This window comes from Clostridium intestinale (assembly GCF_035905475.1).
Classification (GTDB): Bacteria; Bacillota; Clostridia; order Clostridiales; family Clostridiaceae; genus Clostridium_T; species Clostridium_T intestinale.
The window spans coordinates 3,579,310-3,592,114 of sequence record NZ_CP121166.1; the positions used below are offsets into that span (position 1 = coordinate 3,579,310).

Sequence of the window (12,805 nt, forward strand, 5' to 3'; positions counted from 1 at the left end):
TCCTTCTTATTACAAGTCTTTATGGTCATTTTTCCACTTCTAATTACTCCTACGCATATAATTCTTTTCATGTCATTTATCCTCCTTAAAATAATAAAAGCCTAATCACTATCTCTGTAGTAATTAGGACTTTATATCTTATTAATTTCTTTCTTTAGCGTTTCAATGAACTCATCTGAAAATACTTTTTCTTTAATAGCACCTCCTATTAATTGAACAAATTCTCCTTCTGTCACATCAAGACTCCTTGGAATGTATGTTTCGTCACCTCTTCTAGTACATTTATATAAGCAGAACCTAAGCTCATATCTTTTCAATGCCTTTATATATATCTTTTCTATTGAGTAAGTGTACTCATTTTCACTAACTTTCGCTTGACTTATTATATTACAGTATTTAGTTTCTTTTATTATTTTTTTAGTCATTAATTTCTTCCTTTCCTTTGTCTAGTAAAACTTTAGTTAGTTCTTCTGTCATAATTACTACAATTGAAAAATCACTTGAAAGTAAAAATAAAGAAGAAGTATAATTAACTCCTTCTTCACATTCAATTAAATCAGTATATTCTGCTATTAACCCTTGTAACTCATTTTGTTTCAATACTTCAATATCTACGATACTTTCAGCTATAAGCATATATCCACCTAAATCATTATCAACCGCCCTACCTTCTCCGTAATTATCATCTAGTATCTCTATAGTTTCTGATATACTATCAGTAATTTCTATGGGATAATCCTTTAATTCTTTTAATTGTTCCTTTAAATAAATCTTTTTCATTATATATTTCTCCCTTCTAAATATAAAAAACCCCTACCTGTATGTTTAACACAAGTAGGAGTTTTTATTATCTTTATAATATATATTTGAAGATAGCATTCTATACTTTAAATCTAGGTTATTCATAAATTAAAAACTTATTTTGTATTCCTATTTCTAATTCAATATCGTCTTTAATAAATCCTATAAGTTTTGCGGCTATTTCTTTGGTCATTTCTTCCTCGTTGATTACCTTATATCCTGAGTCTTTTGCTAATGCATACAAATACTTTTTTTGTTTTTCTGTTGGTATTTCTATTTCTCCTTTAAAACTAAATAGATTCTTTTCTAAAGTTTTTGATTGTTCGAAGCTGTAACTAATTTCTCCTTCAACCGATTTAATTCCGTTGTAGTGCTTGCGACCATCATGCCCAGAAATATCATTCTTTTTTATATAGTAAAAATATGGGATTTTTAAATCAATATACAGCGCTGTATCGTTTTTTAATCTTTCGTACAATGAAGTAATCATATATGCATTATATACAGATTTATTATACATTTTAAAATAACTTTTATACTTGTCCAAAAATATTTCTGCATGGTAAGTTCTATCAAGAGCATCTAATTTTTTTGGATTAAGTTTTTTACCTACTACTTCATGTGAAACATAATTTCCTAGCTTTATAGCAAATCTAAAATTATCTTTGTCAGGTTCATCTGAAATGAAACTAAAAAATCTGTAGTTTTTATAAACATATTCATTAGTCAATTAGCAGACCTCCTTTATCTATATTATTGCGGCAAAGAAAATTCAATAGCAGAATTTTTATCTGGTGTCCAACAACTACTTATATTTTTCCTTTTACACATCTCATAGGCTTCATTCCCTAATATCTCTTTGGTTTTTACTAGATTTTTGGGTTTTACGTTTTTACCAACCTTTTCATTGTCAAACCAACCACAAAAGTATCTCTTTTCTGATTCCTCAACATTTTTTTTATAATATGTAGTATCATGTGGTTGCCACTTGTTTTTTTTATCAGCTTTTTGTGGCACTTGTTTATTAAATTCTGAAAAGAAATGTATGGTTTTAAAAGGACTTTGAGGATTGTATTTTAACCCCAAAATTTCAATTAGTTTTAAATACTTATCCCCAATATTAGGATTAATAATAAAACCCCGCTTTACTTCCAATTCAAAATAAAAATTTTCTGCTCTTACACCAAATGCAAGCTTAAATGGTTGTTCATCAATGAAAAAGAACACATCAAAAATTACATTGTTATAATTAAACATAAATTTATATCTTTTTATGTCATTTTCTTTCATATCATTATATAATTTTACTAATCCATCTAACTTCATAACCCTAACCCCTTAAATAGTTATTTTATGTCTTTATTCAACAAATATCATATACCTATTATACCATAAAATAACAAAATTCTTTTGGATTAAATAAAGTACTTTACTACTTTTTCAATAATTGTTGTATTTCTACATAATCAAAAGCACATATAATTCTACTTCGTTGAACTTTATCTTTGCGTGCTAAGCAATTTCCTTTTGCACTTCCTTCAATTGGGATAAAATTCTCACATGAACTACAACGTCTTCTTTCCTTTTTCTTTCCACGTCCTTCGCATTTAATCATGTTGTATCCGACAATATATTTTTCTAATTCATTACAGAGTATACACTTTTCAAGTAACTCACCACTATTATTTCTCAATACAAAATGAACATCTTTTCCATTTATATCTGCTTTTAATCGAATATCGTTATTTATTAGTCCCTCTTCATTGTACTCATCAATTTTCTCACAATCTAACTCTTCAATATATTGCACTATATCTTGCATAACATCATATACTAATCCATATCCGTTACTACTATATTCATAGTAAATATTTCCGAAATAATCTCCTTCTTGTAATACAATTGCTACTACATAATCCCTAAACTTATAATCATCTGATAAATCATGGTACATAATTTGCCCCCTTTCTAATATTGGCATATTTAAATTAAAAAAGTATCTTACTATAGCATATCATTAATTACTTCTTATATTAGACTAAGTTTTCAGCGATTGATAAAACCATCTGCTACTCCTAATTTTAGTAAAAACCTCCGTTATTTATGGTACGGTTCCCCCTTCATAATCCTAAAGCTTCTATAAATTTGTTCCAAAAGCATAACTCTAAAAAGTTGATGTGGAAACGTCATTTTAGAAAAACAAAGCTTATAGTTAGACCTATTTAAAACGGCCTTAGATATACCTAAACTTCCCCCTATTATAAAAGCTATATTAGAGTTACCAGTTACTCCAAGATTATCTATGTAATCTGAAAATTCTTCTGAGGATAATTGCTTACCACCTAAATCCATAGCTATTACAAACATATTATCTTTAATTTTACTTAATATGTTTTGCCCTTCCTTTTCTTTAATTGCTTCCTCTTCTTTTGCGGATGCATTATCTGGAGTTTTTTCATCTGGAAGTTCTATTATATCTAATTTACAGTATCTACTTAGTCTTTTTGAGTACTCATCTATTGCATCTTTTAAATATTTTTCTTTTAACTTTCCTACTGTTATTATGGTTATGTTCATTATATTCTCCTTATAGCTGTAGAATCTTTTTCTTTATCAGCTTAATCATATCATAAAACAAGGGATGTGCATTTCATTTAGTATGCATCATCCCAAGTAATATTAAAAGTTTTAAGTTACGCTAACCATTATGTTATTGCGCCTTAATAAACTAATAATCAATTTTTTGTAATTTTTATATCCGAATACATAAATTCAGAAGTTATATATGCTATACCTGCTAAATAATCTTTTTCACTGTCTTCTGATAAAAGTATTGCTGGTTTTATATTATTAGCTAAATATTTTTCACAAGTGTTTTTTATTTTATCTATTAAGTTTTTTCTTAGTGTTTCTCCGCCTATAACTATAAAAGATGGATTAGTAACACAATTTAAAATTGCTATAGTTTGAGAAATAATATCTACATATGTATTATCATCAATGTTATTATCTAAAACTTTTTCCAAATGTCCCATGCCGTTTATAGGAAGAAATCCTAGTTCACCAGCAAAATTATTTCCACCTCTTATTAATTGACCATTTGCTATTATTCCAGCCCCTACTCCAGCTTCAGTAAAATGTATATATACAAGATTTAAATTCTCTATATCTAATACCTCTATGCTTTGAGAATAATTTAAACTAAATCCTAATGCCATAGAATTTAGATCATTTTCTAACACTACAGGTATGCCTATTTTTTTCTGTATGTAGTCTCCAAGTTCAAATTTTCTCCAGTCATTAAGCCCTTTTCCACTAAAAAAAGTTCCATTTTCAACTACTCCAGGAACCCCTATCCCTATAGCTCTTATATCCCTATCCTTAACTATATTGTTTATGAAACCATTAACCACAGTATCTATAAAGTCTTCTATAATCTTTTCATTATAATCAGAATATATTTTTACTTTGTTTTCCTCAATAATGTTTCCTAGTAGATTTGTTATTGCGTAATTTATATAACTGTCTTTAATATAAAAAGATAATGCATTATTATAATCCAAATTAAGTGAATATCTCTCAGCTCTTCTACCCCCACTTGAATCATCAAATCCTAAGCTTATTATCTCTTTTTTTAAAAGTAATTCCTCAATCAACGTCCTTACAGTTGTTATACTAATTCCAGTGATTTCAGATATTTCGGCTTTAGTTGCAGAACCATTATTCTTTAATGAATCTTTAATTAATGCACTATTTACTCTTTTCATTATTTGTGGCTTTGCTGATAAGTTGTTCATTTCTAATCACCCTTAATAAACTTATATCAGATACTTTTAAAAGTATCTGATATAAGTTTATTATATTTATTTGCAAAATACAATAGCACAGAAAAGAAAAAAGTTGATGCTTAACATCAACCTCTATAAAACCTCTGCTTTTTCTTTCAATTTTGAGCCATACAATCTATATGCAGTAAGTACAGCGCCTACTGAGCAAATTATAGCTGCTGATATATATACCCATCTCATTCCATATACAAATACATCATCTCTTCCTGATATATATCCAGTAACATGGTAACCTATCTTATTACTCATCCTATTGTATAAAAGGGTAGTAGAAAATGATATTCCAAATACAAGTCCTAGATTCCTAACTAAAGCATTGATACTTCCTGCTATACCTAGCTTATTTTTAGGAACAGTTGACATTACTAAAGAGTTGTTAGGCGACTGGAACATTCCATTTCCTATAGTCATTATTGCTATAAATGAAATTAATACACCTAAATGAGAATATTGATTTAAAGTAGACATTAAAAATAATCCTAAACTAGTTCCTAAAAGACCTAAGAAGGTAAGAATTTCTGAACCTATCTTGTCTGATATATATCCACTTAAAGGTGCTACAACTGCCAATATTATAGGTGATACCATCATAAGTAATCCAGTAACAGAAGGTGTTAATTTCATTACATATTGTAAATAGAATGGCAATATTATATTTGAGCAACTTATTGCTACAAATGATATAAATGCACAGAATATACTAAGTGAAAATAATGTGTTTTTAAATATCTCAAGATTTAATAGTGGAATTTTAACTCTTTTCTCTGTCTCTATAAAAACTACAAATAGTATTGCTGAAAGTGCAAAGCACATAATAATTATAGTATTATTATATCCAACTTCTTGGCCGTGAGTTAATGCTCCAAATAATAATATAATCGTAAGAGAAAATAAGCTTCCACCTTTCAAATCAAGTTTCTCATTAACCACTTCACTATGTTTTGATAATGTATTACTCGCAAGAATAAATGCTACTATTCCTATTGGAACATTTATTAAAAAAATATATTGCCAGCTTAACGCATCTACAATTAATCCACCAAGAGGGGGACCCACCATAGAACCTAATGCCACAAATGTACCATTTATACCAAGGGCTCTGCCTCTTTCATTGGGAGGAAATACGTGTGTTATAATTCCATGGCTTGTAGACATAGATGCTGCAGCGCCTATAGCTTGAAGTGCTCTAGATATTACTAACATCACTAAGGAATTAGATATTCCACAAGCTAATGATCCAATTGTAAAAATAATTATTCCTAACTTAAAAATATTTCCTTTGCCTTTAAGATCTGCAAGTCTTCCGAATATAAGTATAGTCGCTACAATGACAATTAAATAAATTGTTACTACCCATTCTATTGAAGCCATACTTACAGATAACTTATTTGATATGACAGGTAATGCAACATTTACTATACTACTATCTAGTGTGGCCATAAATGTTAGCATAACCGTGGTAAGCAGTATTACCCATCTCTTACTATCAACTTTATTCTCCATTATAATTTATCCTTTCACTGTTTAATAAAGAATAGTTGCGATTGCAACTATTCTTCATTATTATAATATATCTCTATTATTTATTCAAATACTAAAATTAATACTGTAGAAAAAAATTAAAGTAGAAGATTTAATTTCTTAATTCTCCTACTTTACTATAATTAAATATTTAATGCTTTATCAAAACTTTCTATCAAGTCCTCAAATTCCTCTAGCCCTACAGAAACTCTTATTAGTGTGTCTGTCACACCTAGTTTTTCTCTCTCTTCCCTAGGTATAGCAGCATGAGACATCTTTGCTGGATAAGACACTATAGTTTCAACGCCACCTAATGAAACTGCAAAGGCAGCATTTTCTATATTATTTAAAAAATACTTTGTTACATCTAAAGATTTTAGTCTAAAAGATAAAACAGCTCCTCCTCCTGATGCTTGAGCTAAATGAATCTCTCTACCTGGATGTCCTTCTAGTGATGGATAATATACAGTTTCTACTTCTTCTCTTTTTAGAAGCCAACTAGATAATTTTTCTGCTGTTTGTTGATGAACATCTAATCTTACCTTTAAGGTTTTTAATCCTCTAAGCAAAAGCCAACAATCCTGAGGTCCTAAAATTGCTCCAAAGGAATTCTGTATTGCATATATTCTATTTGCCAAATCTTCTGTCTTAGCTACAGCTAAACCTCCTACTACATCACTATGTCCTCCTATAAATTTAGTTGCACTATGAACTACTATATCAGCTCCTAAGTCTAAAGGTTTTTGAAGATATGGTGACATAAAAGTATTGTCAACTATAACAATTAATTCGTTACTCTTAGCTATTTCTATAGCACCCTTTAAATCTGTTATTTTTAATAATGGATTTGATGGTGTTTCTAAAAATATAGCTTTAGTATTTTCTCTTACAGCCGCTTTTATATTATCTAAATTAGATGCATCAACAAAAGTAAATTCAATATTAAATCTACTAAGAACTTTAGTAGTAATTCTATAAGTTCCGCCATAAACATCTTCGCAAATAATTATATGATCTCCAGCTGAAAATATTGAAAGTACCGATGATGTAGCAGCCATTCCTGATGAAAAAGCAAATCCGCTGCACCCATTCTCTAATTGAGCAATAGTATTTTCTAAAGCCTCTCTTGTAGGATTTCCACTTCTTGAATAATCGTATTTTCCAAAACTATCTATATCTCTTTGATGATAGGTAGATGCTTGATAAATAGGTATACTTAAAGCCCCTGTTTCTTCATCTATTTCATTTCCATTATGAATTAATTTTGTTCCAAATTTCATATTTATCACCCCAATGCTTTCTCTAAATCTTTAATTAAGTCCTCAACATTTTCTATTCCAACAGACAGCCTTAAAAGAGTTTTAGTTATACCTAATTTATTTTTTATTTCCTCTGGAATTTCCGCGTGAGTTTGAGTCTGAGGATATGTAATTAAAGTTTCTACTCCACCTAAGCTCTCCGCAAAGGTTATAACTTCTACACTTTTTAATATTTTTGCTACCTGCTCCTCTTCATAAACATTAAAAGAAATCATGGCTCCAAAACCTGTTGCTTGACTTTTAGATATTTCGTACCCCTTATGATCCTCTAAACCTACATAAAATACCTCTTTTACCTTATGATGATTCTTTAAATAATTAGCTATCTTTATAGCATTTTCCTGACTTTTATCCATTCTTAGATGTAGTGTTTTTATTCCTCTCAATAAAAGCCATGAATCAAATGGTGCTAGTACTGCTCCTGTAGATTTCTGATAAAATCTTATCTTATCATTTATCTCATCACTATTTGTTAATACAAATCCAGCTAAAGCATCATTGTGGCCACCAAGGAATTTTGTTCCACTATGAACTACTATGTCTGCTCCTAGATCTAAAGGCTTTTGATAATAAGGTGTTAAGAATGTATTATCAACAATTACTTTTAAATCTCTTTCTTTAGCTATCTCAACTATTTTTCTTATATCAGTTACCTTCATCATAGGATTTGAAGGTGTCTCTAAAAAGATTGCTTTAGTATTTTCCTTAAGGTTACTTAAAACCTCCTCAATACATGTAGTATCTATAAAATCATGTTCAATTCCATAAGGTTTATATATTTCCTCAAATAACCTGAATGTTCCTCCATATAAATCGTCTGAAACTAAAATGTGATCCCCACTTTTAAAAAGATTTATAATAGCTGTTATCCCCGCTACTCCAGTAGAAAAAGCTATGCCCCACTTTCCACCTTCTAACTTTGCTACTGTTCCCTCAACTTCTTCTCTAGTTGGATTTTGAAGTCTTGAATAATCATACCCCGTACTCTCATTTAAACCATTATGCTTAAATGTAGCTGTTTGATATATAGGAAAACTCAAAGCGCCTGTTAATGGATCTACTCCTTTTTTCCCATGAACCGCTATCGTCTCAAAGGATAAACATTTATCTTTACACATAATATAACCCCCTTATAAAATAAAAAATGCCAGAGATAAACTCTGGCATACAAATATGCTTATTACAGAAATCTACCCTCATCTACCAGTTTAAAAACTGCAGGAATTAGCACCACTACATAAATTGAATGAAATTTATGTTGGTTGCTGGGCTTCATAGGGCCAGTCCCTCCACCTCTCTTGATAAGTTTTTTAATTTATTAGTATTATTGCACTTTTATATTGCTTTGTCAAATTAATTACGCATTAACTCCACAACATTTTTTATATTTCTTTCCACTACCACATGGACATGGATCATTTCTTCCTATTTTATTTTCATTTCTTACTGTCTTAGATTCTTTATATGACTTAGATATTTCTTTTCTCTTTTCTTCTGAGAATATACCTTCCCATTGAGAAAGAGTATAAAGGTATTCAGCTTTTGCATCTAACATATTAAAATATAGTTTTTCTAGATCCATATCAAAAACTAACTCTTGTTCAGCAGTTACTGTTTCTAAATCGTATGGATTATTTAAACTGTCATTTATTCCATCTAAAAATCCCATAACGAATTCATTAGTAGCATTAAATTCTTTTGCTAACTCTTCAATAGTTGATTTTTTTATTTCCTTGTGGTTTGATAAAAGTTTTTTATATATTCTAGTTTCTATATCACTATATTCAGCCCAAAAAGCTTCTTCCCCTTTACTTTTAACATATTCTACAACCATGTCTGTCCATTGTTTATATAGACTCATATTATCTTCTCCTCTTTCTTATATGTATTAATTTATACCAAGCACCTTTAATATAGACAATTTCTCTATTTCTCTAAAGAATACTCTGCTTTATCATTGCAATAATTACATTTTCCTTCTTTTGCTTCGTTCATTATTGGAAAGGTCTCATTAACTACTAAGAATTCATCTAAAGCCTCGTCTATGTGTTCTTTACATGCCAACACTTTATTTTCCATGAGTATCTTCTCCTTACTAGAATTCTATATAATTACTAGGTTTGTGCCTTTCAGCTAAAGAAATAGCAACATCTTTACCTATATAAATATTATTCTCATTTAATATATTAAGTACTGTTTGATATGCTAAATCTGGATGATTATTTGTATTGCTTAAATGTCCTAAATATAGGTTTCTAAGTATTCCGTGATTTATCAGAGTTACTATAGCTTTACCACAGTCATCGTTAGATAAATGTCCTATTTCACTTAGAACTCTTCTCTTTAAAGGATATGGATAAGGTCCAAATTTAAGCATTTCAACATCATGATTACTTTCAAGTAACACTACTTCAGATGATTTTATATTCTCAAGAATTTCATCTGTAAATACTCCAAAATCAGTTGCTACACTTGACTGCTTTCCTTCTGCTTGTATGGTATATCCTACAGGGCCTGCCGCATCATGAGGTATACAAAATGACTTTACTTGCATGTCATTTACCTCCACCACTGTTCTTTTATCCATAATTTTTATATTATGTTCTTTTATTTTTCCTAGAGATGATTCCATTGCGCACCAAGTAGCATCATTTGCATATATAGGTATGTCATATTTCCTAGAAATTATGCCTACCCCCTTAATATGATCTGAATGCTCATGTGTTATAAATATTCCATTTAAATCTCTTGGATTTTGCCCAATCGAAACAATTGCTTCGTCTATCCTCTTTCCTGGAAGACCTGCATCTACTAAAATTTTTGTATTTTTGGTTCCTATAAAAACCGAATTTCCACTACTACCACTATATAATGGGCAAAAAATCATAATATATTTCCCCCAATGTTATTCGACTTCTTTTCTACAAATACTTGCTCCTAAGTCTTTAAATTTATTTTCTATATGAGGATATCCTCTATCTATATGCTCAATATTATGAATTTCAGTGACTCCTTCAGCTACTAATCCAGCTATAACCATTGCAGCTCCAGCTCTTAAATCTGTAGCTTTTACTATAGCTCCTGTCAATCTCTTAACTCCATCTATAATAGCAGTTCTTCCTTCTACTTTAATATCTGCACCCATTTTCTTCAATTCATCTATATGCTTATGTCTGCTTTCCCATATAGTTTCAGTTATTATACTTCTTCCTGAAACAGAACTTAATAAAGTTGACATAGGTTGTTGTATATCTGTAGGGAATCCTGGGTAAGGAGCAGTTTTTATATTAACTCCTTTTAAAGGCTCATCTACATATACTCTAACAGTGTCATCTCCCTCTTCAATCTTTACTCCCATTTCTATAAGTTTTGCAGAAATAGATTCTAAATGTTTTGGTATTACATTTTTAATTAAAATATTTCCTTTTGTTGCTGCTGCTGCAATCATGAATGTTGATGCTTCTATTTGATCTGGAATTACACTGTAATTACAACCTTTTAAAGATTCAACCCCTTTAATTCTTATAATATCAGTTCCCGCACCTTTAATATCCGCACCCATGGAATTTAAGAAGTTTGCTACATCAACAACATGTGGTTCTTTAGCAACATTCTCAAGACTTGTAGTACCCTCTGCTAAAGTAGCTGCTATCATAACATTTATAGTTGCTCCAACACTTACAACATCAAAAAATATATTTGCACCTTTTAATTCTTCCGCTTGAACTCTTACCGCTCCATGCTCTATACTTACCTTTGCTCCAAGTGCTTCAAAGCCTTTTATATGCTGATCTATAGGTCTTACACCTATAGGGCAACCCCCTGGAAGCTCTACTCTTGCTTCTTTAAATCTCGACAATAAAGCCCCTATAAAGTAATAAGAAGCTCTCATTCTTCTAACATCTTCAGTACAAGCATCAACTCTTTGTATAGTTGTTGCATCAACTTCTAATGTATTTCTATCAATTTTATTTATTTTACAACCTAAGTCAGTTAATATTCTTTCTAAACAATGTACGTCTTCAATATCAGGAATATTTTCAATCAAACATTTTCCATTACTAGCTAGTACTGCCGCTGGCAAAATTGCTACTGCTGCATTTTTAGCGCCATTAATATCAACTTCGCCTCTTAAGATTTTGCCTCCATCGATAACTAATTTTTCCATCCGTTTTCACCCTTACCAATTTATTTATATATATTAAAGTTCCCAAACAAAAAATATTTATCCATATTATAACATTAAATCATTTTATTCATTCTATCCATAGTTCCCATTATAACATAAAGCATAAATATTTAAATATTTTTTTAACTGTTTTTATTAGTAATTTATTGCTTTTGTACTTCTAGCATAAATATTTGATTCATATGGTTTTAATCTTATAATAAAATGAAGTCGAACTATTAAGTTCGACTTCATTTTATTAGTACATTCCTTTTTCAAAACTTCCACAATCTGTACATTCAACTGTTTCAGCTTTATGATCATGCTTTACCACCATTATTTTGTCTAAAGTACAAAACTCTTCACTTCTAGCATGAAATTTACATTCAGAAACATTGCAACCTATACTCTTATTCTTTTGATCCATTACAATCTACCTCCTTTCACACAAAATTAGTATTGGCATTACAAAATAATTTATACTAGTGTTTTGATTATTCAAATATGGTATAATCTAAAATAATAGTTAAATTTATTCCAATTGGTGAGGTTAAATATGAGATATTACTTAGTTGCATTATTTGATGATGACTCTTATAAACAAATAGAGCCTATACAAAAAAATTTATCAAAAAAATATAAATTATATAGAAATTTACCTAAATTACACATAACCTTGGAAGTAATAGAAGATCCTGACATAGAAAAATTAGATATTGTTCTATCGAAAATTTTTAAACCTTATAAAAGATTTAAAGTTGAGCTTAAAGATATTCTTTGTTTTAATGAACCATATAAATCTGTGAATCTTAAGGTTGAAAGTAAAGGTTATATAAAAAAGATAACAAGAAATGTCAACGATACTCTTAAACTACATGGCTTCCGTGTTAGAGATAACATAGATAACTGGGATTTACATGTATCCTTAGCTAATACTAACTTTGCTCAAAGAGAGTGGAAAAAGAATGAATATGAAATTGCTTGCAGTACTGCTAAAACTGAAGGATTTTATAATTTAGCTAAAATATCAAAGGTTGAACTATGGAAACCTATAAATAATAAAAAGGAAATGGTTATTAAATCTTATGAATTAAAAACCTTTTAAATTTTAATTATGAGAATATTCATAAATTTTTTATAGAAAAATC

Annotated in this window: 16 protein-coding genes and 1 riboswitch; of the genes, 1 reads left to right on the forward strand and 15 read right to left on the reverse strand. The window is 29.6% G+C overall.

Annotated features, from left to right (window positions below):
• Positions 1 to 131: 131 nt before the first annotated feature.
• From P8F83_RS18275 to P8F83_RS18345, 15 genes are all read right to left on the reverse strand, one after another.
• Complete coding sequence (locus tag P8F83_RS18275; RefSeq protein ID WP_326512196.1) at positions 132 to 425, reverse strand: hypothetical protein; 294 nt, start codon at positions 423 to 425, stop codon at positions 132 to 134.
• Complete coding sequence (locus P8F83_RS18280) at positions 418 to 780, reverse strand: hypothetical protein (RefSeq protein WP_326512197.1); 363 nt, start codon at positions 778 to 780, stop codon at positions 418 to 420. The genes P8F83_RS18275 and P8F83_RS18280 overlap by 8 nt, the downstream gene beginning before the upstream one ends.
• A 118-nt stretch (positions 781 to 898) precedes the next feature.
• Positions 899 to 1,531: a hypothetical protein gene (locus P8F83_RS18285; RefSeq protein ID WP_326512198.1), complete on the reverse strand. Its 633-nt coding sequence runs from the start codon at positions 1,529 to 1,531 to the stop codon at positions 899 to 901.
• 23 nt (positions 1,532 to 1,554) lie between these two features.
• Complete coding sequence (locus P8F83_RS18290) at positions 1,555 to 2,127, reverse strand: DUF6037 family protein (protein WP_326512199.1); 573 nt, start codon at positions 2,125 to 2,127, stop codon at positions 1,555 to 1,557.
• A gap of 106 nt (positions 2,128 to 2,233) precedes the next feature.
• Positions 2,234 to 2,755 carry a hypothetical protein gene (locus P8F83_RS18295; protein ID WP_326512200.1) on the reverse strand — a complete coding sequence of 174 codons (522 nt, stop codon included), beginning with the start codon at positions 2,753 to 2,755 and terminating at the stop codon, positions 2,234 to 2,236.
• 143 nt (positions 2,756 to 2,898) lie between these two features.
• Positions 2,899 to 3,378: a 23S rRNA (pseudouridine(1915)-N(3))-methyltransferase RlmH gene (gene rlmH / locus P8F83_RS18300; RefSeq protein ID WP_326512201.1), complete on the reverse strand. Its 480-nt coding sequence runs from the start codon at positions 3,376 to 3,378 to the stop codon at positions 2,899 to 2,901.
• Between the two features lie 158 nt (positions 3,379 to 3,536).
• Positions 3,537 to 4,598: an ROK family protein gene (locus P8F83_RS18305; protein WP_326512202.1), complete on the reverse strand. Its 1,062-nt coding sequence runs from the start codon at positions 4,596 to 4,598 to the stop codon at positions 3,537 to 3,539.
• A 123-nt stretch (positions 4,599 to 4,721) separates the two neighbouring features.
• The gene (locus P8F83_RS18310) at positions 4,722 to 6,152 is read right to left on the reverse strand and encodes an MFS transporter (RefSeq protein WP_326512203.1); all 1,431 of its coding nucleotides are present in this window, start codon (positions 6,150 to 6,152) and stop codon (positions 4,722 to 4,724) included.
• A 161-nt stretch (positions 6,153 to 6,313) separates the two neighbouring features.
• A complete protein-coding gene (locus P8F83_RS18315) occupies positions 6,314 to 7,450 on the reverse strand; it encodes a trans-sulfuration enzyme family protein (protein ID WP_326512204.1) in 1,137 nt (378 codons plus the stop codon).
• A gap of 5 nt (positions 7,451 to 7,455) precedes the next feature.
• Complete coding sequence (locus tag P8F83_RS18320) at positions 7,456 to 8,607, reverse strand: trans-sulfuration enzyme family protein (protein WP_326512205.1); 1,152 nt, start codon at positions 8,605 to 8,607, stop codon at positions 7,456 to 7,458.
• Between the two features lie 75 nt (positions 8,608 to 8,682).
• Positions 8,683 to 8,797: riboswitch (SAM riboswitch) on the reverse strand.
• 49 nt (positions 8,798 to 8,846) lie between these two features.
• Positions 8,847 to 9,350, reverse strand: coding sequence for an SEC-C metal-binding domain-containing protein (locus P8F83_RS18325; RefSeq protein WP_073021211.1), 504 nt, complete (start codon positions 9,348 to 9,350; stop codon positions 8,847 to 8,849).
• Between the two features lie 65 nt (positions 9,351 to 9,415).
• A complete protein-coding gene (locus tag P8F83_RS18330) occupies positions 9,416 to 9,568 on the reverse strand; it encodes a CxxH/CxxC protein (protein WP_021804048.1) in 153 nt (50 codons plus the stop codon).
• Between the two features lie 16 nt (positions 9,569 to 9,584).
• A complete protein-coding gene (locus tag P8F83_RS18335) occupies positions 9,585 to 10,376 on the reverse strand; it encodes an MBL fold metallo-hydrolase (RefSeq protein ID WP_326512206.1) in 792 nt (263 codons plus the stop codon).
• Between the two features lie 18 nt (positions 10,377 to 10,394).
• Positions 10,395 to 11,657 carry a UDP-N-acetylglucosamine 1-carboxyvinyltransferase gene (locus P8F83_RS18340; protein ID WP_286909013.1) on the reverse strand — a complete coding sequence of 421 codons (1,263 nt, stop codon included), beginning with the start codon at positions 11,655 to 11,657 and terminating at the stop codon, positions 10,395 to 10,397.
• Positions 11,658 to 11,916: 259 nt separating this feature from the next.
• Complete coding sequence (locus tag P8F83_RS18345; protein ID WP_021804046.1) at positions 11,917 to 12,084, reverse strand: DUF1540 domain-containing protein; 168 nt, start codon at positions 12,082 to 12,084, stop codon at positions 11,917 to 11,919.
• A gap of 129 nt (positions 12,085 to 12,213) precedes the next feature.
• On the opposite strand from P8F83_RS18345, the gene P8F83_RS18350 reads away from it, so the two are divergent.
• A complete protein-coding gene (locus tag P8F83_RS18350) occupies positions 12,214 to 12,762 on the forward strand; it encodes a 2'-5' RNA ligase family protein (RefSeq protein ID WP_021804045.1) in 549 nt (182 codons plus the stop codon).
• The last annotated feature ends 43 nt before the right edge of the window (positions 12,763 to 12,805 follow it).